This window comes from Streptomyces sp. PsTaAH-124 (assembly GCF_000373685.1).
In the GTDB taxonomy this organism is placed as follows: Bacteria; Actinomycetota; Actinomycetes; order Streptomycetales; family Streptomycetaceae; genus Streptomyces; species Streptomyces andamanensis.
In genome coordinates this window covers 56,835-80,142 of record NZ_KB892175.1, presented here as the reverse complement: position 1 = coordinate 80,142, position 23,308 = coordinate 56,835, and the positions used below count along the sequence as shown (strand labels likewise).

16 protein-coding genes are annotated in these 23,308 nt (G+C 75.6%); 12 read left to right on the top strand and 4 right to left on the bottom strand.

Annotation, left to right across the window (positions count from 1 at the left end):
* Positions 1-32: 32 nt before the first annotated feature.
* From B086_RS0121250 to B086_RS0121220, 6 genes are all read left to right on the top strand, one after another.
* Entirely contained in the window at positions 33-1,049 is a 1,017-nt protein-coding gene (locus B086_RS0121250; RefSeq protein WP_018568442.1) for a glutamate ABC transporter substrate-binding protein, read from the top strand.
* Between the two features lie 83 nt (positions 1,050-1,132).
* Complete coding sequence (locus B086_RS0121245) at positions 1,133-2,458, top strand: hypothetical protein (protein WP_018568441.1); 1,326 nt, start codon at positions 1,133-1,135, stop codon at positions 2,456-2,458.
* Positions 2,455-5,022: a serine/threonine-protein kinase gene (locus B086_RS0121235; RefSeq protein WP_051115883.1), complete on the top strand. Its 2,568-nt coding sequence runs from the start codon at positions 2,455-2,457 to the stop codon at positions 5,020-5,022. Before B086_RS0121245 ends, B086_RS0121235 begins: the two co-directional genes overlap by 4 nt.
* A 3-nt stretch (positions 5,023-5,025) precedes the next feature.
* The gene (locus B086_RS0121230; protein ID WP_018568438.1) at positions 5,026-6,411 is read left to right on the top strand and encodes a PP2C family serine/threonine-protein phosphatase; all 1,386 of its coding nucleotides are present in this window, start codon (positions 5,026-5,028) and stop codon (positions 6,409-6,411) included.
* A gap of 123 nt (positions 6,412-6,534) precedes the next feature.
* Entirely contained in the window at positions 6,535-7,881 is a 1,347-nt protein-coding gene (locus B086_RS0121225; protein WP_018568437.1) for a vWA domain-containing protein, read from the top strand.
* A gap of 81 nt (positions 7,882-7,962) precedes the next feature.
* Positions 7,963-9,834, top strand: coding sequence for an FHA domain-containing protein (locus tag B086_RS0121220; protein ID WP_018568436.1), 1,872 nt, complete (start codon positions 7,963-7,965; stop codon positions 9,832-9,834).
* A gap of 18 nt (positions 9,835-9,852) precedes the next feature.
* On the opposite strand, the gene B086_RS0121215 is transcribed toward B086_RS0121220, so the two are convergent.
* Positions 9,853-10,851 (bottom strand): methyltransferase domain-containing protein, encoded by a 999-nt coding sequence (locus B086_RS0121215; RefSeq protein WP_026252627.1) that lies wholly within the window; start codon positions 10,849-10,851, stop codon positions 9,853-9,855.
* Between the two features lie 362 nt (positions 10,852-11,213).
* Between B086_RS0121215 and B086_RS0121210 the strand changes: the two genes are divergently transcribed.
* The 4 genes from B086_RS0121210 to B086_RS0121195 all read left to right on the top strand — a co-directional run bounded on the left by B086_RS0121210 (position 11,214) and on the right by B086_RS0121195 (position 19,001).
* Positions 11,214-11,618 carry a globin gene (locus tag B086_RS0121210; RefSeq protein ID WP_018568434.1) on the top strand — a complete coding sequence of 135 codons (405 nt, stop codon included), beginning with the start codon at positions 11,214-11,216 and terminating at the stop codon, positions 11,616-11,618.
* A gap of 223 nt (positions 11,619-11,841) precedes the next feature.
* Complete coding sequence (locus B086_RS0121205; RefSeq protein ID WP_018568433.1) at positions 11,842-15,126, top strand: ABC transporter permease; 3,285 nt, start codon at positions 11,842-11,844, stop codon at positions 15,124-15,126.
* Between the two features lies 1 nt (position 15,127).
* A complete protein-coding gene (locus B086_RS0121200; protein ID WP_018568432.1) occupies positions 15,128-17,863 on the top strand; it encodes an FtsX-like permease family protein in 2,736 nt (911 codons plus the stop codon).
* 172 nt (positions 17,864-18,035) lie between these two features.
* On the top strand, positions 18,036-19,001 hold the full coding sequence (locus B086_RS0121195) for an ABC transporter ATP-binding protein (RefSeq protein ID WP_018568431.1): 966 nt from the start codon (positions 18,036-18,038) through the stop codon (positions 18,999-19,001).
* 54 nt (positions 19,002-19,055) lie between these two features.
* On the opposite strand, the gene B086_RS0121190 is transcribed toward B086_RS0121195, so the two are convergent.
* The 3 genes from B086_RS0121190 to ettA are packed head-to-tail and all read right to left on the bottom strand — an operon-like array spanning position 19,056 to position 21,979.
* Complete coding sequence (locus B086_RS0121190; protein ID WP_018568430.1) at positions 19,056-19,892, bottom strand: hypothetical protein; 837 nt, start codon at positions 19,890-19,892, stop codon at positions 19,056-19,058.
* The gene (locus B086_RS0121185; RefSeq protein ID WP_018568429.1) at positions 19,889-20,305 is read right to left on the bottom strand and encodes an acyl-CoA thioesterase; all 417 of its coding nucleotides are present in this window, start codon (positions 20,303-20,305) and stop codon (positions 19,889-19,891) included. The genes B086_RS0121190 and B086_RS0121185 overlap by 4 nt, the downstream gene beginning before the upstream one ends.
* Positions 20,306-20,314: 9 nt before the next feature.
* Positions 20,315-21,979: an energy-dependent translational throttle protein EttA gene (gene ettA / locus B086_RS0121180; RefSeq protein ID WP_026252626.1), complete on the bottom strand. Its 1,665-nt coding sequence runs from the start codon at positions 21,977-21,979 to the stop codon at positions 20,315-20,317.
* Positions 21,980-22,186: 207 nt separating this feature from the next.
* Here ettA and B086_RS0121175 point away from each other — a divergent pair, with 207 nt between their 5' ends.
* Both B086_RS0121175 and B086_RS0121170 read left to right on the top strand, forming a co-directional pair.
* Positions 22,187-22,636, top strand: a complete 450-nt coding sequence (locus B086_RS0121175) for a hypothetical protein (protein WP_018568427.1) — start codon at positions 22,187-22,189, stop codon at positions 22,634-22,636.
* Positions 22,637-22,751: 115 nt separating this feature from the next.
* Entirely contained in the window at positions 22,752-23,282 is a 531-nt protein-coding gene (locus B086_RS0121170) for an HAD domain-containing protein (RefSeq protein ID WP_018568426.1), read from the top strand.
* Positions 23,283-23,308 lie beyond the last annotated feature (26 nt).

Below are 23,308 nucleotides of genomic sequence, written 5' to 3'. Positions count from 1 at the left end.
GGGGCGTGACAAGGGTGGAAGGAGGCGTGCGGATGCGTGTGCGGCGACTGCGGTCCGGTCTGAGGGGCTGGGGCGGTGTGGGCGCGATGGCGGTCGTCTGCGTCCTGGCGCTGGCGTTCGTCCTGGTGCTGCCCGCCACCCGTTCGCACGGCGGGCCTCCCCCGGCCGCCGGCGGCGCCGGGGCGGCCCGGGGCGTGCAGGCCAGGGCCGGCGACTGCGACGACGGCGACGTGCAGAACCGCAGCCTGGCACCGGCCGACGCGGACGGCCCCGCCGTCGAGCGGATCAGGAAGCGCGGCTCCCTGGTGGTCGGCGTCGACCAGAACAGCTACGGCTGGGGCTACCGCAACCCGAACAGCACCTCCGACGACCTGGACGGCTTCGACATCGCCCTGGCCCGCCGGATCGCGCAGGACCTGCTGGGCAGCCCGACGAAGGTCACCTTCCGGGCGATCCCCACCAACGAGCGCGAGCACGCGGTGGAGAGCGGCCGGGTCGACCTGGTGGTGCGCACCATGACCATCACCTGCAAGCGCCTGGAGAAGGTGGCGTTCTCCGCGCCGTACTTCCTCACCGGCCAGCAGGTCCTCGCGCCGCGCACCTCGCCGATCACCGGTTACGACGCCTCCCTCGCCGGCAGGAAGGTGTGCTCGGCGACCGGTTCGACGGCCTACGACCATCTGTCCGCCGACCGGAAGAGCGGTGCCCTGCCCGCGTCCACGGACATCTCCACCACCGTCCCCAACCAGCTGGACTGCCTGGTGCGTCTCCAACTGGGCGACGTGGACGCGGTGGTGACCGACGGCGCGCTCGCCGCCAGCCAGGCCGCGCAGGACCCGGCGGTGGAACTGAAGGGCGGCACCTTCACCAAGGAGTACTACGGCGTGGCGATGCGGCGGGGCGCCGACGATCTGGTGCGTCAGGTCAACCGCAGCCTGGAGGACTACCGCAAGGACGGGGGCTGGAAGGCGGCGTACGACCACTGGCTGTCCGCCACCCTGGGTAAGGACTCGGAGTCGGCGACTCCGCCGGCACCGGCCTACCGGTGATCCCGGCCCGCACGGACCGCGGACGAAGAGGCCACCGAGCGGCGCAGCGCCGACGGACCACGAAGAGCAGCGAGAGGTGATCGATGGGCGGCGCGGACCCCGCCGGGCCGGTGCTGGACCGGGACGAGGTGGACCGTGCGCTGGCGCGGCTCGGCGCGGAGCACGAGGCGATCGAGACCTCGCTGCTCGCCCTCCAGGACCACGCGGGCCGCAGACTCCTCGAAGGCGCCCGGCTGACCGGGGTCACCGAGGAGCGCTGGGCGGTGACGGAGGCGTCGATAACACTGCTGTGGGCGTACTTCGACGCCTACGCGGGCGCGTTGCGCACCGCCCGTGAGATCCGCGCCCGCCGCCGCTGGTCCAGCCGCGAGGACCTGGTGGAGCTGACCGGGCTGCTGCGCGGCACGGGCGTCACGGTCCCCGGCGCCGCCGCGGCCGGCGCGCCCGCGCTGGCCGCGGCGGGAGTCCTGAGCCAGTCCTTCTCGCTGGCCGGGCTGGTGGACCGGATGAACGAGCTGTACGCGAGCAGCCTGGACATGGTGGTCGCGGCGGACGCCGTGTGGTCGGCGCTGCCCGCCCGTATCGACCTGCTCGCCGCCGAACTCCAGCGCACCCGGCGGCTCGCGCACTCGGTGGGCGTGCGCCCCGGCGAGCACCCGGCGGGCGACGACCTGGAGCGCATCACCCGCACCCTGACCCGGCTGCGCGAGCAGGTGGTCAGCGATCCGCTCGCCCACTGGGTGCCCGCGCAGGGCAGTTCCGCGCCGGGCGGCGGCCGCCCCGACACCACGGTGTACGACCGCGAGGCGCGGGCGCTGGAGGAGGTGCGCCGGGAGATCGACGCCGTGCTCGGGGTGCGCCAGGACGCCGAACAGCGGCTGATCCGGCTGCGGGACGTGCTCTCGCGCGCCGACCGCACCCTCGCCGAGGCGCGCACCGCGCGCGGTGAGGTGCTGGCGAAGATCGCCGCCACCGAGGTGCCGGTGGTCAGCGGCCCGCCGACCGCGCTCCAGGAGCAGTTGTCGGCGGCGGCCGAGTACCGCAGGCAGGCCCAGTGGCACCGGCTGTCGCCGCTGCTGGAGTCCCTCGAACAGAAGGCCGAGGACGAACTGCTGCGCGCCCGCGAGTCGTTGACCGCGGTCACCGCGCCGCTGGCGGTCCGCGCCGAGCTGCGCGGCCGCCTCGACGCGTACCGGGCCAAGGTGACCCGGCACGGGCTGGCGGAGGATCCGCTGCTGGTCGAGCGGTACGACGCGGCCCGCCGCATGCTGTGGAGCGCCCCCTGCGACCTGCGGGTGGCCGAACAGGCGGTGCTGCGCTACCAGCACGCGGCGGCGGAACTGCTGGGCGCGGCACGGGTGCCGCGGCAGGGCGGTCCCCGGGACGGCGAGGGTGGAGGGGAGTCATGAGTCAGGCGGGGCAGACCTGTCAGCGGCCGGACTGCGGCGGGGCGTACGAGGACGTGGGCGGCGGTGAGCTGTACTGCGACACCTGCGGTCTGGCGCCGGTGGTGTCGGCGACCGGCCTGGTGGCCTCCGCCCCCACCGGCGCCATCGGCGGCGGCAACGGCTCGGCGGCGAGCGGCGGTTCGCGCCCCAGCGGGCGTACGTCGTCGCAGTCGTCGAGATCGCCCCGGTCGGTGTCGGGGCGGCTGTCGCGCTCGGTGTCGGGGCGGTCGACCAGCCGGTCGGTGTCGGTGCGCAGCTCGGGTTCGGCGGCGGGCTCCTCGGGCCGCGCCCGGCTGGGGGCCGGTCTGGTGCAGGTGCCGCAGGTGCCGCGGCCCGACCCGCGCTCGATGGTGCTGGAGAACCCGGAGGTGCCCGAGCGCAAGCGGTTCTGCTCGCGCGCGGACTGCGGGGCGCCGGTGGGCCGGGCGCGCGGTGAGCGGCCCGGCCGCACGGAGGGCTTCTGCACCAAGTGCGGCCATCCGTACTCGTTCGTGCCCAAGCTGCGCGCCGGGGACATCGTGCACGGCCAGTACGAGGTCGCCGGGTGCCTGGCGCACGGCGGTCTGGGCTGGATCTACCTGGCCGTGGACCGGGCCGTGGCCGACCGGTGGGTGGTCCTCAAGGGCCTGCTGGACACCGGCGACCAGGACGCGATGGCCGCGGCCATCTCCGAGCGGCGCTTCCTCGCGGAGATCGAGCACGCCAACATCGTGCGGATCTACAACTTCGTGGAGCACCTGGACCAGCGCACCGGCTCCCTCGACGGCTACATCGTCATGGAGTACGTCGGCGGCAAGTCGCTGAAGGAGATCGCCAACGCCCGCCGCACCCCGGACGGACGGCGCGACCCGCTGCCGGTGGAGCAGGCGTGCGCGTACGGCATCGAGGCGCTGGAGGCGCTCGGCCATCTGCACAGCCGCAACCTGCTGTACTGCGACTTCAAGGTCGACAACGCGATCCAGACCGAGGACGAGCTGAAGCTGATCGACATGGGCGCGGTGCGCCGGGCGGACGACGACGAGTCGGCCATCTACGGCACCGTGGGCTACCAGGCGCCCGAGGTCGCGGAGACCGGCCCCTCGGTGGCCAGCGACCTGTACACGGTGGGCCGCACACTCGCGGTGCTCACCTTCGACTTCCAGGGCTACACGAACACCTACGCCGACTCGCTGCCCGACCCGGACACCATCGAGGTGTTCCGGCGCTACGAGTCCTTCTACCGGCTGCTGGTGCGCGCCACCGATCCGGACCCGGCCCGCAGGTTCGCCTCCGCGCAGGAGATGGCCGAGCAGCTGACGGGGGTGCTCCGGGAAGTCGTGTCGCTCCAGACGGGCCGGGCCCGTCCGGCGCTGTCGACGCTGTTCGGCCCGGAGACCAGGGTCACCGACACGGAGCTGTTCCCGCCGCTGGACGGGGACGTGTCCCGGCTGGGCGCGCGGGCGCCCGTCGGGCGCGGACGCGGCCGGGCGGCTCCGGCGCCCGCCCCGGCGCTCGGCCCCGGCCCTGGCGCCCCCGCGCCCGCCCTGACCACCGGAAGCGCCGGAGGCGCCGTGAGTGCCGTGAGCGCCCCGGGCGCCGCTCCCGCCCTGGTGCGGCCGGTGGACGCCCCGGCGGCGGCCCTCGCCCTGCCCGTGCCGCACGTCGACACCACCGACCCCAACGCGGGCTTCCTGGCGGGCCTGCTGGCCTCCGCGCCCGCCGAGCTGATCCCCGCGCTGGCCGCCGCGCCCGCGCAGTCCACCGAGACCCGGCTGCGCCTGGTCCGCGCCCGGCTGGAGACCGGCGAGAGCACCGAGGCGCTGCGGGTGCTGCGCGCCCTGGAGCAGGCGCACCCCGACGACTGGCGGGTGGTCTGGTACCGGGGCCTGGCGTCCCTGGTCACGGCCGACCACGAGGAGGCGGCGCTCGCCTTCGACGCGGTCTACGACGCCTTCCCCGGCGAGGTCGCGCCCAAGCTGGCGCTCGGCCTGTGCGCCGAGGTGCTCGGCCAGCTCGACAACGCCGCCGAGTACTACCGCCTGGTCTGGGCGAGCGACCCGAGCCATGTGAGCGCGGCGTTCGGCCTGGCCCGGGTCCAGCTCGCCGGCGGTGGCCGGCGCGCCGCCGTACGGACCCTGGAGTCGGTCCCGGAGTCCTCCGTGCACTGCACGGCGGCCCGGGTCGCGGCGGTACGGGCCCGGCTGCGGCACCGTACGGCGCTCGCCTCCGACACGCCGTTCCAGGAGGATCTGACGGCCGCCGCCGCCCAGGTGGAGGCGCTGCGCGCGCACGGTCTGGACCCCGCGCGGCGCGAGTCGCTGTCGGCCGAGGTTCTCGGCTGCGCGCTGGACTGGATACTCTCCGGGGGCAGGGCCGCGGATCCGTCCCCGGGACGGGTGCTGCTCGGCAGCGACCTGGACGAGCGGGGACTCCGCTTCGGCCTGGAGCGTACGTACCGCACGCTGGCCCGGCTGGCGCCCGGCGGTGAGGAGAGGATCGACCTGGTGGAACGTGCCAACCGTTACCGCCCCCGGACATGGGTGTAGTTGATGTCGCAGATGCACCAGCAGGCCGCCCTGACGAACTGCCCGAGCTGCGCGGAGCCGCTCGAATCGGGTGACCGTTTCTGCGGCGCCTGCGGATTCGACCTGTCCGCGGCCGCGGCGGCGCCGTCCGACACGCCGACGGTCGCCATGCACACCGGCGCGGTGCCGCGCCCGTCCGCACCGGCCGAGGACGGCGCCGCGGACGAGGCGTGGCCGCTCGCCCCGCAGTCGGACAGCTCCGGCGGGGCGCGCATGCAGCGCCCCACGGATCTGCCCGGCACCGACTCGGGCGGTTCGCCGCTGCCCGCGCAGGGACAGCCGGCACCACAACAGCCGGGCGCGGGCGTGCGGTTCGACCGCGCGGCCGGGTCCGAGCCCGAGGAGTACCCGTTGCAGGCACCGGATCCGCGCGGACCCGTCCCCGGCGCGCCGGACGCGCCCGGCACCCCGGCGGAGCCCGCCGCCGCCCCGACCGCCGCCGTGTGCGTGGCCTGCCGGGCGGGCCGGGTGGACGACGACGGCTACTGCGAGAACTGCGGGCACGCCCAGCCGCGCGAACGCGACCACATGGAGCGGGAGTCGGGGCCCGTGGCGGCGGTCAGCGACCGCGGGCTGCGCCACCACCGCAACGAGGACGCGTTCGCGATCGGCAACGCGGTGCTGCCCGACGGCTCGCCCGCCGCGGTGGCCGTCGTCTGCGACGGCGTGTCCTCCGCGACCCGCCCCGACGAGGCGTCCCTGGCCGCGTCCCGGGCGGCGAGCGCCACTCTGCTGGAGGCCCTGCCCCGGGGCGTCCACCCGCAGCAGGCGATGCACGAGGCGATCGTCGCCGCCGCGCGGGCGGTCGACGCGCTCGCCGAGGAGCCCGCAGCGGGCCGCGAGCACTCCCCCCAGCAGAACTCCCCCGCCTGCACGCTCGTCGGCGCGGTCGTCACCGCCGGGCTGCTGGTGGTCGGCTGGGTCGGCGACAGCCGCATCTACTGGGTGCCGGTGGACCGCTCGGCGCCGCCGGCCCGGCTCACCGAGGACGACTCGTGGGCCGCGCAGATGGTCGCCGCCGGGCTGATGAGCGAGGCGCAGGCGTACGCCGACGAGCGCGCCCACGCGATCACCGGCTGGCTCGGCGCGGACGCCTACGAACTGGAGCCGCACACCGCGTCGTTCAAGCCGGACCGGCCCGGAGTGGTCGTGGTCTGCACGGACGGCCTGTGGAACTACGCGGAGACGGCCGAGGAGATGGCCGAGGCGCTGCCCCGGGACGCCGTCGAACGCCCGCTGCACAGCGCCCGGGTGCTGGTCGGCCACGCGCTGGACGGCGGGGGCCACGACAACGTAACAGTGGCGCTGCTGCCGTTCCCGGTCGCGCCGCAGGGGGCAGGATCGGCCTGAGGGACCGGACCGGGCGGGGCGGCCACGGGTACGGGGAGCGCCGGTGGGCCGGAAGGGGCCGGTCCGCAGGAACCGCACAGTCGTCGGCCCCGCTCAGGGGCCCGGAGGGGGATCTGGCAGGGCATGGCCAACTTCGCGAAGTCCAGCGTGCCGCAGTTCTCGGTGGACGTGTACCAGAACGAGTACCTGCCCGAGGGCGGGCGCGAGGTCAACGCCGTCGTCACGGTGACGGCGACCGGCGGCGGCACCATCGGGAGCGCGGCCGGCGCCCCGCATCCGCCCGGCCCCGGTGAGGGGCCGTCCGCCGCGGTGGTCGTCATGGTCGACTGCTCGGGCTCGATGGACTATCCGCCGGCCAAGATGCGCAACGCCCGCGAGGCCACGGCCGCCGCGATCAGCACCCTGCGCGACGGGGTGCGGTTCGCGGTGGTCGCCGGGACGCACCGGGCCACCGAGGTCTATCCGGGCGGCGGCAGGCTCGCCGTCGCCGACTCCACCACCCGCGGGCACGCCAAGCTGGCGCTGCGCAAGCTCAGTGCGGGCGGCGGCACCGCCATCGGCACCTGGCTGCGGCTCGCCGACCGGCTGCTCGCCTCGGAGGACGTGGCCATCCGGCACGGCATCCTGCTCACCGACGGGCGCAACGAGCACGAGTCGCCCGAGGACCTGCGGGCGGCGCTCGACGCGTGCGCCGGGCGCTTCACCTGCGACGCCCGGGGCGTGGGCACCGACTGGGAGGTGAAAGAGGTCACAGGGATCGCCTCCGCGCTGCTCGGCACCGCCGACATCGTCGCCGACCCGGCGGGCCTGGCCGCCGACTTCGCGCAGATGATGGAGACGGCGATGGGCAAGGAGGTCGCCGATGTCGCGCTGCGGGTGTGGACACCGGTCGGCACGACGATCCGGTTCGTCAAGCAGGTCGCGCCCACGGTGGAGGACCTCACCGGCCGCCGCGCCGAGGCGGGTCCGCGCGCCGGGGACTATCCGACCGGCTCCTGGGGCGACGAGTCCCGCGACTACCACCTGTGCGTCGAGGTGCCCGCGGCCCACCTCGGCCAGGAGATGCTGGCGGCCCGGGTCTCCCTGGTGGTGCCGCAGCCGGACGGCGGCGCCCAGAACCTCGGCGCCCAGGGGCTGGTACGGGCCGTGTGGACCGACGACGTGGCCGCCTCCACCTCGATCAACCCCCAGGTCGCCCACTACACCGGGCAGGCCGAACTGGCCCAGGTCATCCAACAGGGGCTCGATCTCCGCAAAGCGGGCGATTCCGACGGAGCGACGGCCCGACTGGGGCGGGCGGTCCAGCTCGCCGCCGCCTCGGGGAACGCGGATACGGCCAAGCTGCTCTCCAAGGTGGTGGACGTGGTGGACGCGGCGGCGGGTACTGTGCGACTGAAGGCGAAGGTCGAGGAAGCCGACGAGATGACTCTCGAAACCCGGTCCACAAAGACTGTTCGTGTAAAGAAGTGACCTGAAAGACAGCGAGCCCGGCCCCTCGGGGTGGGAGAAATCCGGTCGACGCGACCGGACAGGAGAGGGGGAAGCGCCGACATGCCGACCTGCCCGAACGGACACCAGTCGGGTTCCGACGACTGGTGCGAGGTCTGCGGTCACCGCATGGCCGGTGCCGTACCGCCCCCGCCTCCGCCGCCGCCCCCGGTCGGCGGCTACGGCTTCCCGCCCGCGCCCGGCCCCGGTGGCCAGGGCGGCCCCGGTGGTCCCGGCGGGCAGGGCGGCCCCGGTCCGGCCGGCGGTTTCCCGCCCCCCTCCGCCGGGCCCGGCGGCCGGGCGGAGCTGTGCCCGCAGTGCCGTACGCCCCGGGAGGGCGGCGCGCCGTTCTGCGAGGAGTGCCGCTGGAACTTCCTGACGAACACCGCCACCTCGTACACTCCGGCCGCGCCGCGCCCGCAGAACCCGGGCCCCGGCCCGCGCTTCCCGCAGGCACCGGGCCCGTCCTACGGCGGCGGTGACTCCTACGAGTACCAGGGCTCCCGGCCCTCGCAGGTGAACCGGCCCGCCGAGCCGATCCCGCCCTTCGGCGCGGAGCCCGGCGGCCAGGGCGGACCCGGCGGCCCGGGTGCGCCCGGCGGCTTCGGCCGGCCCGGCGCTCCTGGTGGCCCCGGCGGTCCCGGCGGCCAGGGCGGCTTCGGCGCCGACCCGTCCCGCCCGGTCCCGCCGCCCCCCGGCCCGACCCCGCCCGCCGGTCCCGGTGGTCCCGGTGGTCCGGGCGGTCCGGGCGGATTCGGCAACCCCGGCCGGCAGGGCGGCCCCGACGGACCGGGCGGCCCCGGCGGCTTCGGCGACTCCGGCCGCCAGGGCGGTCCCGGCGGCTTCGGCGAGTCCGGTCGGCAGAGCGGTCCCGGTGGCTTCGGCGAGTCCGGTGGCTTCGGCGACTCCGGCCGCCAGGGCAGCCCCAGCGGGCCGGGTGGCCAAGGCGACTTCGGCCGTCCCCAGGGTCCGGGCGGCCAGGGGGGCTTCGGCGGTCCCAGCGGTCCTCCCGGTCCCGGCGGACCCGGCGGTCCCGGCGGATTCGGCAACCCCACAGGCCCCGGCGGACCCGGCCAGCAAGGCGGCGTCCCCAACGGGCCGGGCGGTCAGGGCGGCTTCGGCGGTCCCGGTGGTCCTGGTGGTCCCGGTCAGCAGGGCGGACCCGGCGGCCCTGGCGGCTTCGGCAACCCCACAGGCCCCGGCGGACCCGGCGGTCCCGGTCAGCAGGGTGGCGGCCCCGGTGGCGCCGCGCAGGCGTTCCACCGGTCCGGTCCGCCCGCGCCGCCCGCGTTCCCGCAGGAGGCGAACCGGCCGCAGCCGGGCGGCCCCGGCGGCCCCGGCGGGCCCGGCGGCTTCGGCGGGGACGACGACTGGGTGCTCTCCCCGCCCTCGTCCACCGACCCCGGCGGCCAGGGCGGGCAGGGCGGGCAGGGCGGCGGCTACGGCTACCCGCAGCCCGGCTCCCCGCAGTCGCCGTCCTCCTCGCCGTTCCCGCAGCAGCCGAACCAGCCCCAGCAGCCGCAGCAGCCCGCGACCTGGACGGCGACGATCGGACCGGACCGCGACTACTTCATGGCGATGATGCAGCGCTCGGGCCCCGAGGCCGCGGGCCTGAACCTGCCCGCGTACTCGCCCGAGCAGCAGCGCACGCTCGGCGGCGGCCAGGTCACCATCGGCCGCCGCCGGCACTCCACCGGTGACACCCCCGACATCGACCTGTCGGTGCCGCCGGAGGACCCGGGCGTCTCGCACCAGCACGCGGTGCTCGTCCAGCAGCCGGACGGCGGCTGGGCGGTCGTCGACCAGAACTCGACCAACGGCACCACGGTCAACGGCGGCGAGGAGCCCATCCAGCCCTTCGTGCCGGTGCCGCTCCAGGACGGCGACCGGGTGCACGTGGGCGCGTGGACGACGATCACGGTGCGGCGCGGCTGACCCGCGCCGCCGTACGGATCATCCCGGCAGGGGCCAGCGGTGCGGTCCCCGCGGGTCGTCGAGCCACGCCCAGGCCCGCCCGTCGCACACGGTGACGCCGTAGCGCTCCCGCGGCGGGCGGCCCGCGCGCTCCCACAGGGCGTGGGCCTCGCGCGGGCCGGTCCGCCCCCGGGCCAGGGTCAGCAGGAAGCGGAAGTCGTCGTCCTCCCGGACCCGCGCGGGCACCCCGCGCAGGTCCGGGAGCGGCGCCTCCGGGCCGCCGCCGGTGCCGCGCAGCGGGACGAAGTAGGCGGCGGTGCCGAGGAACGGGCCCTCGGCGTGCGCGGCGTCCCGCACGGTCAGCACCACCAGGCCGGTGGCGAGCGGGGTCAGGATCCGGGCGCCGGGCGCGCACTGGGCGAGCCAGGCGCCCGGGACGGTGGGCAGCGCGCAGGTGGCGATGATCCGGTCGTAGGGGGCGCGTTCGGGGACCCCGCGGGCGCCGTCGCCCGTGACCACCACCGGATGGTGGCCCGCGGCGGCCAGATGGCACCGCGCCGCCTCGGTGATCTCCGGTTCCAGGTCGACGGTGGTGACGAGGCCGTCGTCGCCGAGCCGGTGGGCGAGCAGGGCCGCGTTGTAGCCGGTGCCCGCGCCGACCTCCAGGACCCGGTCGCCGTCGGCGGGCCGCAGTTCGGCCAGCATCTGGGCCATCAGCGAGGGCTGGCTGCTGGAGGAGACCAGTTCGCCGTCGCGCAGCCGGGTGGCGAGCGGTACGTCCTCGTAGGCGCCGCGCAGCCACCGTTCGCGCGCCGCGGCGTCCGGGCTCTGGCCCCAGCGGCGTTCGTGGCCGCCGGGTCCGGCGACGTAGTAGTACGGCACGAACAGGTGCCGCGGCACCCGGGCGAACGCCTCCCGCCAGACCGGGTCGGCCGCCCACGCCCCGCTCGCCTCGATCTCGCGCACCAGCCGCGCCCGCGCCTCGGCGGCGAGGCCGGCCCAGTCCTGCTCGTCGGTCCCGACAGCGTGCGCGCCCATGCCTCCACTGTGCTGCGCGGAGCGCCGCGAGGCGAGCACCGGCACCGGGCCGCGCCCTTCCTCCCGGCCGCGGGTGAACGAGTCCTGGGCCTGTCGTCAAATTGCCGTCGTCCGCCCGGAGGGCGGGCCTCGCGGCGTCAGGTGCGTGCTCTGGGGGTCCCCCCTGCTCGAAGAGCTCGGGGGAGTGCCGGGTCCTGACCCGCGTACTGGACGTACTCGGGTCNGGNCCCGGTGCGGCGAGTGGGGGTCCCCCCTGCTCGAAGAGCTTGGGGGAGCGTGCATGGCGTCGCGGGGCAGGCGGGAATTTGACGACAGGCCCTAGGACCGGGGTCCTCCGTCCGGCGGTCTGAGACGATGAACGGGTGAATGAGATTCGGCGCGGCACGCTTCAGGAGCAGACCTTCTACGAGCAGGTCGGTGGGGAGGAGACCTTCCGCCGGCTCGTGCACCGTTTCTACGAGGGGGTCGCGGGCGACCCCGAACTGCGGGCGATGTACCCGGAGGAGGATCTCGGTCCGGCCGAGGAGCGGCTGCGGCTGTTCCTGATGCAGTACTGGGGCGGCCCGACGACGTACGGCGAGCAGCGCGGCCATCCGCGGCTGCGGATGCGGCACGTGCCCTTCACGGTGGACCGGGCGGCGCACGACGCCTGGCTGCGGCACATGCGGACCGCCGTGGACGAGCTGGGTCTGTCCGAGGAGCACGAGCGGACGCTGTGGAACTACCTGACGTACGCGGCCGCCTCCATGGTCAACACTCCGGACTGAGCCGCCCGGCGCGCCCCGGCCCGAACCGCCCCGCCCGAACCGTCGGTTCTGAGCCACCGGGTGACGCGCACGAGTCCGGAACGTCGCTCGGAGTCCCGCATTCCGGTCGTTCGACGCCGATTTCCGGTCACAATCCGATCAAGCTCGGTCTACAAGCGCTTACCCGTGCCCGGTCTCCTCTGACAGCATCGCCGAAAGGTCTGAACAACTACGGGGGAGCCGGGTGGCGGGGTTCACGGGATTCATCCTGTCGCGGGCACGCGCCCACCGGCTGCTTCTGGCCGCCGCGGTGCTCTCGGTCCTGCTGACGACGGCCGTGCTGGCCACGCTCACCGCCTACTCCGGCGCGATCGGCGACGCCGCGCTGCGCCACTCGCTGCGGGACCCGCGCAACGCGGCCGGAACCACCCTGGTCGTCAAGGCCGACGTACCGCCCGCACAGCGCGCCGGTGCCGACGCGGCCGTACGGAAGCAGGTCCGCACCGCCTTCGACGGCCTGCCGGTGAGCGTGCACACGCTGGCCCGCTCCGGCCCCTACTCCCTGCCGCGCGCGCTCCAGCCCGCCGCGCAGCGCTCCGGCGACCCGGACCTGACGTACTTCGCCGCCCTGGAACCCGCCCAGGTGCGGCTGGTCTCCGGCAGCCTCCCGCGCGCCACCGCGACGGGCGAGCTCCAGGCCGCGCTGCCGCAGGCGGCGGCGCAGCGCCTGGGCCTGAAGCCCGGCGCCCGGCTGACCCTCGGCGACCGCCTGCGCGACCGCGAGGTCCAGGTGCGGATCACCGGCCTGTACCGGCCCGTCCAGGCCGACGCGCCGTACTGGCAACTGGACGACCTGGGCGGACGCGGCGTCCGCAAGGTCGACTTCACGACGTACGGGCCGCTGCTGGCCGACGCCGGACTGCTCGCCGGGGACCGGGTGAGCGCCGGGCAGACCGCCTGGCAGGCCGCCGCCGACTTCGGCACCCTGACCACCGGCCGGACCGGCGCGCTGCGCGACGCGGTCGGCGCGGGCGCGGCCGGCCTGAAGAAGACGACCGCCCTGGGCGCCACCCCGACCGTCACCACCACACTGCCCGACGTCCTCGACCGGATCGACCGCTCCCTGCTGGTGGCCCGCTCGACCCTGCTGATCGCCGCGCTCCAGCTCGCGCTGCTCGCCGGGTACGCGCTGCTGCTCGTGGCCCGGCTACTCAGCAGCGAACGCGCCGGTGAGAGCCGGCTGCTGCGGGCCCGCGGCGGCTCCCGGGCCCGGCTGGCGGGCCTGGCCGCCACGGAGGCGCTGCTGCTGGCCGTGCCCGCCGTGGTGTGCGCCCCGCTGCTCGCCGGGCCGCTGACCCGGCTGCTGGCCGGGCAGGGCGCCCTGGCCCGGATCGGGCTGCACCCGGACGTCCCGGTGACCGGCGGCCCCGGCGTCTGGCTGGTCGCCGCCGCGGTGGCGCTGGGCTGCGCGCTCGCGGTGACGCTGCCCGCCCTGACCTCCTCCCTCGCGCCCGGCCGCCGGGCCCGCGCGCTGCCCGCGCCGCTGCGCGCGGGTGCCGACGTCGGCCTGCTGGCGGTGGCCGGTGTCGCCTACTGGCAGCTGAACCAGCAGTCCTCCGGCGCGGTCGGCGGCGACAGCGCCGGAGGGCTCGGCATCGACCCGCTGCTGGTCACCGCGCCCGCGCTCGCCCTGCTGGCCGGCACGGTGCTGACCCTGCGGCTGCTGCCGCCGGTGGCGCGGCTGGCCGAGCGGCGGGCGGCCGGCGGCCGCGGCCTGCCGACCGCGCTGGCCGGCTGGCAGTTCAGCCGCCGCCCCACGCGCGGCGCCGGTCCGGTGCTGCTGCTGGTGCTGGCCATCGCGCTGGGCATGCTGGCGATCGGGCAGAACGCCTCCTGGGACCGTTCGCAGGACGACCAGGCCGACTTCCTCGCCGGTGCGCCGGTGCGGGTGATGGGCGCGGGCGAGGGTGGCCTCGGCCGCACCGAGCAGTACGCGGCCGTCCCGCACGTGCGGTCCGCCGCCCCCGCCGTCCGCTCCTCGCTGCCGCTGTCCGGCGACCGGACGGCGACCGCCCTCGCCCTGGACACCACCACCGCCTCCGGCGCGGTGCTGATGCGCCCCGACCTGGCCCCGCAGCCGGTGACGCCGATGCTCGCGCAACTGGCCCCCAAGGGCGCGACGGCAGGCGTGCCGGTGCCCGCGGGCACCGCCCGGCTGCGCCTGACGACGGCCGTGCGCAGCACCCCGGCCGGGCGGCCGGCGCCCTCGGTCGACCTGGCGGTCACCGTCGAGGACCGGTACGGCGTCCCCTACCGCACGTCCCTGCCCGCGCTGCCCGCCGACGGCCGCGCCCGCCCCCTCGATCTGCGGCTGCCGCCCGGCGCGGGCCCGCTGACGCTGACCGGCCTGGACCTGAGCGTGGCCCAGCCGGTCGACCGGGCCGCCGAGCACCGTCTGACCGTGTCCCGGATCGAGGCCGTCGACGACGGCGGCACGACGCGGGCACTGACCCTGCCGACGACCTGGACGGCGGTCTCCTCCGGCGGCGCCCAGGACTCCTTCCCCGACCGCAGGAACGCCCCCACCGCCGCGGAGGTGACCTCGGCCCGGCCGCTGACGGTCACCTACGGCACCGGCTACGTGCCGCGCGAGAACAGCTACGACCTGGGCACGGTGAGCGTCCGGCTCCAGGTCGGGCAGCCCGCGCGGACGGAGATCGCGGCGGTGGCCACCGACCGCTTCCTGGCCTCCACGGGCGCCCGCACCGGACAGCGCATGGACGTGACCTTCGCCGGCCGCAACCTGCCGGTGCGGATCGTCCGCGCGGTGCACGAGCTGCCGACCACGTCCGGAGCCGACCAGAGCGCCGCCCCGGACGCGGCCCACGACGGCGGAGGCATCCTGATGGACCTGCGGTCGGTCAACCGGCTGCTCCAGAGCGGCTACGGCGAGAGCGCCGAGCCCACCGAGTGGTGGCTGAGCACCGACCCCGCGCACACCGCCGACGTCGCCGCCGCCCTGCGCGCCCTGCCCGACGTCGACCCGGCGCAGGTCGTGGTGCGCGCCGAGATCGCCGACCGGCTGCGCGACGACCCGTTCGGCGCCGGACCGGCCGCCGCGTTCACGGCCGCCGCGGTGGTCGCGGCGGCGCTGGCCGCGCTCGGCTTCGCGGTGAGCGCGGCCGGGGCGCTGCGCGAACGGGACGCCGAGTTCGCGGTGCTGCGCGCCCTGGGTGCCCCGCGCCGCCAGCTCGCCCGGATGCTCGCCGCCGAACAGGGCGTGCTGGTGGCGCTCGCGCTGGTGGTCGGCGTGGCCCTGGGCACGGTCCTGACCCGGGCCGTGATCCCGCTGATCGTCCTGACCGGGCAGGCCGCGAGACCGGTGCCGTCGGTGCTGGTCCAGCTGCCGCCCGGCCAGGTGGCGCTGCTGCTCGCCGGTGTCGCCGCCGCACCGCTCGTCGTCACGGCGGTCATGACCCTGCGCCGGGCCGACCCGGCGGTGTCCCTTCGAGACCGCGGAGGTGAGTGAGGTGAACACCCGCACCGTCGCTCCCGCCTGGGTCCGGGTACGGCTGCGCACCGCGCCCGGTGCCGCCGCGGCCCTGGCCCTGCTCGTCGCGCTGACGGCGTGTCTGGCCGCCGCGTTCCCGCGCGCGCTGGACCGCTACGAGGACGCGGGCCTGACCCGCGCCGTCGACCAGGCGACCCCCAAACGCACCGTCCTGACGGTGACGGCGCCCCAGCCCGGCCTCCAGCTGTCCGCCGAGGAGCGCTACCAGGCGCTGCTGCCCCCGGCGCTCGACCGCCAGTTCGCCCGGGTCGCCGGTGCCGTACCGGCCCCGCTGGCCATCGACGCCGGCCAGTCCGCGTACGGGGTGCAGAACACCGCCGACCTCAGCGTCCCGGACCCCTGGATCCCGCGGCCCAACGGCATCCCCGCGCAGATCCGGCTCGCCGCGCAGAACGGCCTGGCCGCCCACTCCACCGTGCGCGACGGCCGGCTGCCCCGGGCGCACGGCGAGGTGACCGCCGAGACCGCCGAGGTGGAGGCCGCGGTCACCGCCGAGACGGCCGCGAGCCTGCACGTGAAGGTGGGTTCGGTCGTCCACGTGCCCGCCGTGTCCCGGCCGCCGCTGGCCGTCCGCGTCACCGGCATCGTCACGCCCCGCGAGCCGGGCGGCTCCTACTGGTCGGCCCAGACGCTGCTGCGCTCGCCCGCCCTGGTGCGGGTCCCCGGCAGCAGCGACCCCCTGTACTACTGGCTCGGCGCCCTGCTGCTCCCGCCGGAGGCGGCCCCCGCCCTGCTGGGCACCAACGGCCAGCCGGTCCGCTACTGGCAGATCGCCCCCGACGCCGGTGCCCTGCACGCCTACGACCTGGACCGGCTGAAGTCGGCGGTCGCCACCCTGGAGGCCGGACCGGGCCTCGGGCAGATCCGCGCGGCCACCGACCCGGCCGCGCAGGCGGACACCGACCTGGACGACATCCTCACCGCCTACCGGCGGCTGACCTCCGGCGTCGGCCCGCTGGTCGCGGTCGCCGCGTTCGGCGGTGCCACGGTCGCCCTCGTCGTCCTGCTGATGGCCGGGGGCCTGGCCGCCGACCGCCGCCGCGCCGAACTGGCCCTGCTGCGCGCCCGTGGCGCCTCGCTGCGCGGGCTCACCGGCCGGCTGCTGACCGAGACCGCGGTGGTCGCGGTGCCCGCCGGGGCCGTCGGCCTGGGCGCGGCCCTGCTCGCCGTGGACGAGGGCCGCCGTCTCCCGGCGGTCGCCGCCGCCGTCGCGGTCACGGCCGTCGCCTGCGCCGCGCTGCCGCTGCGCGCGGCGCTGGCCCACCGGGTGGTGCGCGTCCACGCCCCGCGCGAGGACACCATGTCGGTACGTCCCTCCAGGGGCCGTACGGTCGCCGAGCTGACGCTGCTGGTCATCGCCGTGGGAGCGGTCATCGCGCTGCGCCGCCGCGGGGTGTCCGGCTCCTCGGACGGCTCGGGCGACCAGCTGGTCTCGCTGGCCCCGGTGCTGATCGGCGTGATCGCCGCGCTGGTGCTGGTGCGGCTCTACCCGCTGCCGCTGCGGCTGCTGATGCGCCCGGCCGCGCGGCTGCGCGGAGCCGTCGGCCATCTGTCGCTGGCCCGCGCGGGCCGTACGTCCGTCTCGGCCGTACTGCCGCTGCTGACCCTGCTGACCGCGCTCACCACGGCCGCCTTCGGCGGTTCCGTGCTGGCCGGGGTGGCGGACGCCCGCGACCACGCCGCGCTGATCGCGGTCGGCGCCGACGCCCGTGTCGAGGGCACCGGGGTGCTGCCCGCCGCGCTGCCCGACCGCGTCCGCCACGCCCCCGGCGTCCGCGCGGTCACCGAGGCCGCCGTCAACTACCAGGCCAAGGCGGGCAGCGGGTTCACCCAGGTGACCCTGGCCGGTGTGGTCCCCGCCGACTACGCGGCCCTGTCCGGCCGTACCGGGCTCGGCGCCTTCCCGGAGGACACGCTGCGCCGGCCCGGCGGCGGGACGGTGCTGCCCGCGCTGGCCTCGCCCTCGGTCGCCCGGACCTACGGCACCCGGCCCTTCCCGGTGCGGCTGGACGACGGCAGCGACGTCACCGTGCGCATCGCCCTGGTCCGGGAGCGGACACCGGCCGTGATCGGCACCAACTTCCTCGTCGTGGACCGCTCCGGTCTCACCCGGCAGGCCGCCCGCACCAGCACCCTGCTGCTGACCGGCGACCACCTCGACGCGGGCGCGCTGCGCCGGGCGGCGGGCGCATCCGTGGGCGTGGAGCTGCGCTCCGCCGAGCGGGCCCGGTTCGTCGACTCGCCGCTCCAGTCCGGCGCCGAGCGCATCTACACGGCGGCGGTCGCGGCCGGTACCGGCTACGCGGTGCTCGCCCTGCTCCTCGCCCTGCTGCGCTCCGCGCAGGAGCGCGGCGCGATGCTCGCCCGGCTGCGCACCATGGGTCTCACCCGCGCCCAGGGCCGCCGCCTGCTGGTGCTGGAGTCGCTGCCGCAGGCGGTGCTCGCCGCGGCCGGCGGCGCGCTGACCGGCTGGGCGACGATCCGGCTGCTCTCCCCCGGTGTCGACCTGACCACGATCGCGCTGCCGACGAGCGTCGGCGCCACCGGCGCGAGCGCGCTGCGCACCGACCCGCTGTCCCTGGCCGTGCCCGCCGTCGCGGTCCTGCTGCTGGCGGTGGCGGTCGCCGCCGTGCAGGCCTGGTGGACGGGCCGCAAGAGTTCCGTACGGGAGCTGCGGGCGGGGGACGCGCGATGAGCGCCACCGGCACGGAGAACGTGGCAGGCGCGACGAGCACCGCCGGGGCGGACGCCGCCGGGGCGGACGGCCCGCTCCGGCGGGCCGGAAGCCGAACCAGTCCCTCCGACCGCCCCCGCCCCCGCCGCCGTAGCCGCCCCAGCCGCCCCAGCCGCCGTGCAGGAGTCTTGCGATGACGACGAACCCCACCCTCGCCGACCTGGCCCGGCGCGCCACCGAGGACCGCACCCGGCCCGCCTACGGCCATGACGCGCTGATCACCTGCGACCGGCTGGTCCGCATCTTCTCCGCCGACGGCGTGGAGGTGCAGGCCCTCCAGGGCCTCGACCTGCTGGTGCGCGAGGGCGAGCTGATGGCGCTCGTCGGCGCGTCCGGCAGCGGCAAGTCCACCCTCATGAACATCCTCGCCGGTCTGGACACGCCCACCGCGGGCGCGGCCCGGGTCGGTGACCACGACCTGCTCGCCATGACGGCCAAGGACCGGCTGCGCTACCGCCGCGAGGTCGTCGGCTTCGTCTGGCAGCAGACCTCCCGCAACCTGCTGCCGTACCTGACCGCCGCGCAGAACGTCGCGCTGCCCATGCAGCTGGCCGGCGCCCGCGGCCTGGCCCGCCGCGCCAAGGCCGAACGCGCGCTGGAACTGCTGGAGCTGCTGGAGGTCGGCGACTGCCGCGACCGGCGCCCGCACCAGATGTCCGGCGGCCAGCAGCAGCGCGTCGCCATCGCGGTGGCCCTCGCCAACAACCCCTCGGTGCTGCTCGCCGACGAACCCACCGGCGAACTCGACTCGCACACCGGCGAGCAGGTCTTCGCCGCCTTCCGCACCGCCAACGAGCGCCTGGGCACCACGATCGTCATCGTCACCCACGACCAGGCGGTGGCCACCGAGGTCCGCCGCACGGTCGCCATCCGCGACGGCCGCACCTCCACGGAGGTGCTGCGCCGCAGCGAGGTGGACGCCGCCACCGGCGACGAGCGGGTGGTCAGCCGCGAGTACGCCATGCTGGACCGGGCCGGACGGCTCCAGCTGCCCGCCGACTACACCCAGACTCTCGGCATGCGCGACCGCGTCGCGCTGGAACTGGAGGAGGACCACATCGCGGTGTGGCCCGACGACAGCGACAGGGAACGGGCCTGAGCGCGCGCCGCGCCCGGCGGGACCGGCGGCCCGGTACGCCGGGCCGGGCCGGGCTCAGCGGACGCTGACGCCCAGCGCGCCGAGTCCGGCCCGGCGCACCGCCACCGACCCGAACGGGGTGCGCAGCCGGAGCCAGGCACCCGAGGAGAACAGCGCGGGGCCGCCCGGCGCGGGCACGGCGGGAGTGCCGGCCCCGGCCGAGACGGCGGGCGGCGCGGATGACGCGGGTGGTACGGGTGATACGGGTGCGGCCCCGGACTCAGTGATCCCCATGGACTCAGTGATCCCCGCGGACTCAGTGGTCCCCGCGGACCCAGTGATCCCCGCGGGCCCGGTTCCGCGCAGGAAGCCCAGGGACTGCGCCGCGTGCACGGCCCGTACCGGCAGGGCGGTCTCGCCGACCGTCCGGGACCAGATCTCCCGCCCGATCCGGTCCAGCTCGGCGCGGGTGCGCCGCTCGGGCACCAGGCCCCCCGTACGGGAGCGGAACTCGGCGACGGCCGCCGACACCAGCGCGCGCAGCGCCTCGGCGGGGGGCAGCCCCGGCTCGCGCCGCCAGCCGCCGCGCGGCGGCAGCACGCCCGCCCACGGCGGCCCGGTCACCGCGGCCGGCACGACGCCCGTCGCGGCCTTCTCGTCGATGGACTCCAGCAGCTCACCCGCGGAGACGGTCACGTCGAGCGTGGCGTCGAGACCGTCCTCGTAGGGCTTGGCGAGAGCCACCGCGCGCACCGCCAGCACCTCGAACGACGCCGGCCGCCCGAACACCGCGAGCGCCGTCCCGGCCGCCTGGAGGCGGACGGCGGCGGCACGGTCGTAGTGCAGCAGCCGGGAGAGGAAGGCGGCGAGGTCGGCCGCCTCCGTCTCGTCGGCGAGGTGGAGCACCGTCATGCGGCGACGGCCTCCTCCTCGGCCGTCTCGTCCCGGTACTCCCCGAGGAACTCGCGCTCCTCGGCGGTGAGCCGCCGCGGCCGCTGCGCCTCGAAGTCGAACGGCACGATCACCGTCGACGCCCGGACGTAGATCCGGTCGCCGTCCTTGACCTCGTAGCCGAGGGTGAAGGACGCCGCCCGGATCTCGGCCACCCACAGCTCGATGTCCACCGGCTCGTGCCGGTGGACGAGCTGCCGCTTGTAGTCGATCTCATGACGCGCCACCACGGACCCCTGCTGGAAATCCTTGTCCGGGCGGAACAGGAAATCGATGCGCGCCTCCTCCAGGTAGCGGAGGAACACCACGTTGTTGACGTGGCCGTAGGCGTCCATGTCCGCCCAGCGCAGCGGGCAGCGGTATGTGTGGCGCATCTGCTTCGATCAGCCCCGGGTCAGCTTCTTGTGGGTGGCGCGGTGCGGGCGGGCGGCGTCCGGGCCGAGCCGCTCGATCTTGTTCTTCTCGTACGACTCGAAGTTGCCCTCGAACCAGAACCACTTGGAGTCGCCCTCGTAGGCGAGGATGTGCGTGGCCACCCGGTCCAGGAACCAGCGGTCGTGGGAGACGACCACGGCGCAGCCGGGGAACTCCAGCAGCGCGTTCTCCAGGCTGCCGAGGGTCTCGACGTCCAGGTCGTTGGTCGGTTCGTCCAGGAGCAGCAGGTTGCCGCCCTGCTTGAGGGTGAGCGCGAGGTTGAGGCGGTTGCGCTCACCGCCGGAGAGCACGCCGGCCGGCTTCTGCTGGTCCGGGCCCTTGAAGCCGAAGGCGGAGACGTACGCCCGGGAGGGCATCTCGACCTGGCCGACGTTGATGTAGTCCAGCTCGTCGGAGACGACGGCCCACAGCGTCTTCTTGGGGTCGATGTGCTCGCGGCTCTGGTCGACGTAGGAGATCTTGACGGTCTCGCCGACCTTGATGCTGCCGGAGTCCGGCTCCTCCAGGCCCTGGATCATCTTGAACAGGGTGGTCTTGCCGGCGCCGTTCGGGCCGATGACACCGACGATGCCGTTGCGCGGGAGGGTGAAGCTGAGGTCCTCGATGAGGACCTTGTCGCCGAAGGCCTTGTTCAGCTTGTCGACCTCGACGACCACGCTGCCCAGGCGGGGGCCCGGCGGGATCTGGATCTCCTCGAAGTCCAGCTTGCGCATCTTGTCCGCCTCGGCCGCCATCTCCTCGTAGCGGGCCAGTCGCGCCTTGGACTTGGCCTGGCGCCCCTTGGCGTTCGACCGCACCCACTCCAGCTCTTCCTTGAGGCGCTTCTGCCGCTTGGCGTCCTTCTGCCCCTCGACCCGCAGACGGGTGGCCTTGGTCTCCAGGTACTTGGAGTAGTTGCCCTCGTAGCCGTGCAGCCGGCCGCGGTCGACCTCGCAGATCCACCCGGCGACGTTGTCCAGGAAGTACCGGTCGTGGGTGACGGCGACGACGGTGCCCTCGTACTTGGCGAGGTGCTGCTCCAGCCAGTTCACCGACTCGGCGTCGAGGTGGTTGGTGGGCTCGTCCAGGAGCAGCAGGTCGGGCGCCTCCAGCAGCAGCTTGCACAGCGCGACGCGGCGCTTCTCGCCACCGGAGAGGTTGGCCACCGGCCAGTCGCCGGGCGGGCAGCCCAGCGCGTCCATGGCCTGCTCCAGCTGGGCGTCGAGGTCCCAGGCATTGGCGTGGTCCAGCTCCTCCTGGAGCTTGCCCATCTCCTCCAGCAGCGCGTCCGAGTAGTCGGTCGCCATCTGCTCGGCGATCTCGTTGAACCGGTCGAGCTTGCCCTTGACCTCGGCGACGCCCTCCTGGACGTTCTCCAGGACCGTCTTTTCCTCGTTCAGCGGCGGCTCCTGGAGCAGGATGCCGACGGTGTAGCCGGGCGACAGGTACGCGTCACCGTTGGAGGGCTGCTCGAGCCCCGCCATGATCTTCAGCACGGTCGACTTACCGGCACCGTTCGGGCCGACGACGCCGATCTTGGCACCCGGAAGGAAATTCAGGGTGACGTCGTCGAGGATCACCTTGTCGCCGTGCGCCTTGCGCGCCTTGCGCATGGTGTAAATGAACTCAGCCAAGAGAAACCGTCCGGCAGCTTGAAACTGGCAGTGGGCAGATACACCCCATCTTGCCGTACGGCCACCCCTGCGCGGAAACGCGTGGGGTACGGCGGCTCTGACCTGGGGGTTCGCCCATGGCGGCCGGAGGCTCGGGGCGGCACGTCCGGTGGACGTCGCCCTGTCCGCAGGGGTCTCACGCCGTACCGGCGCCTTCCGGGAGGACAGATGCAGTGGTCGACGATCGCGGCGACAGCCGTGGGCACCGTGCTCGGGGTCATCGCCACCCTCGCCGCCGATCACGTCCGATGGCGGCGCGACAGAGCGGAACGCGACCGTGAGACGTTGCGCACCGCGTGCACGGACTACCTGTCGGCCCTTTCCGGGGCCAGGGACGCGTTCTCCCGGACGGCCCCGTCCCCGGACCGGGTGGGCAAGGGGCACCTCGCGATCGGCGAGCACGGCGTGTACGCGGCACAGCAGCGACTGGAGCTGGTGGCCCGACGGAGGATCGTCGAGAGCGCCGGCCGCGCCACCCTCGGCGTCCTCGACTTCCATGACGCGGTGGCCGCGGGGCACGCCCCGGACTCGGCGCAGTACGTCCACGCCTGGCGCGCAGCCGGCCGGGCCCGTACAGCGCTGATCGAAGAGATGCGGACCGCCCTCCGCCGGACCTGAGGCTCCCAGGCTCCCCACGGCCGGTCCGAGCGGATACGCGTCGGCCCGGGACACCTGACCGGGGAGTCACTGGTGACGGCCGGGACTCGCCGCCCGGCCGGGCTACCGTACCGCTGTGACCAGCGCAGCGGAGCCTCCCCTCCTCTTCCTCGACGTCGACGGCCCGCTCATCCCCTTCGGATCCTCGAACGCCCCGCCGCCGGCCGCCGCCCTGCCCGCCGGGCCCGGGGGGAACCCGCTGCTGGACCGGCTGGACCCCGCCATCGGACCACGCCTCCTGGCCCTGGGCTGCACGCTCGTCTGGGCCACGACATGGATGCAGGACGCGAACGAGACCGTCGCCCCGCTCCTCGGCCTGCCGCGGCTTCCCGTGGTGCAGTGGCCGGCCACCGACCCGGACGACGGCCCCCGGGGCCTGCACTGGAAGACCCGCCCCCTGGTCGAGTGGGCCGACGGCCGGCCGTTCATCTGGCTGGACGACGAGATCACCGCCATGGACCACACCTGGGTCACCGCGCAGCACCCGGGCCGGTCCCTGCTCCACCGCGTCGACCCGGCCAGAGGGCTGGCGGACACCGACTTCCACGCGGTCGCGGGCTGGCTCGCCGCCATGGACCACCCACCGGGCGGACCGGCCACGCGGTGACATCCGAACGCTTCCCAGCTCGGCCA

Excerpts from the sequence above, each read along its gene's own strand:
- B086_RS0121250 (WP_018568442.1), top strand. The coding sequence starts at position 33 with ATGCGTGTGCGGCGACTGCGGTCCGGTCTGAGGGGCTGGGGCGGTGTG.
- B086_RS0121245 (WP_018568441.1), top strand. The coding sequence starts at position 1,133 with ATGGGCGGCGCGGACCCCGCCGGGCCGGTGCTGGACCGGGACGAGGTG.
- B086_RS0121235 (WP_051115883.1), top strand. The coding sequence starts at position 2,455 with ATGAGTCAGGCGGGGCAGACCTGTCAGCGGCCGGACTGCGGCGGGGCG.
- B086_RS0121230 (WP_018568438.1), top strand. The coding sequence starts at position 5,026 with ATGTCGCAGATGCACCAGCAGGCCGCCCTGACGAACTGCCCGAGCTGC.
- B086_RS0121225 (WP_018568437.1), top strand. The coding sequence starts at position 6,535 with ATGGCCAACTTCGCGAAGTCCAGCGTGCCGCAGTTCTCGGTGGACGTG.
- B086_RS0121220 (WP_018568436.1), top strand. The coding sequence starts at position 7,963 with ATGCCGACCTGCCCGAACGGACACCAGTCGGGTTCCGACGACTGGTGC.
- B086_RS0121215 (WP_026252627.1), bottom strand. The coding sequence starts at position 10,851 with ATGGGCGCGCACGCTGTCGGGACCGACGAGCAGGACTGGGCCGGCCTC.
- B086_RS0121195 (WP_018568431.1), top strand. The coding sequence starts at position 18,036 with ATGACGACGAACCCCACCCTCGCCGACCTGGCCCGGCGCGCCACCGAG.
- B086_RS0121190 (WP_018568430.1), bottom strand. The coding sequence starts at position 19,892 with ATGACGGTGCTCCACCTCGCCGACGAGACGGAGGCGGCCGACCTCGCC.
- B086_RS0121185 (WP_018568429.1), bottom strand. The coding sequence starts at position 20,305 with ATGCGCCACACATACCGCTGCCCGCTGCGCTGGGCGGACATGGACGCC.
- B086_RS0121175 (WP_018568427.1), top strand. The coding sequence starts at position 22,187 with ATGCAGTGGTCGACGATCGCGGCGACAGCCGTGGGCACCGTGCTCGGG.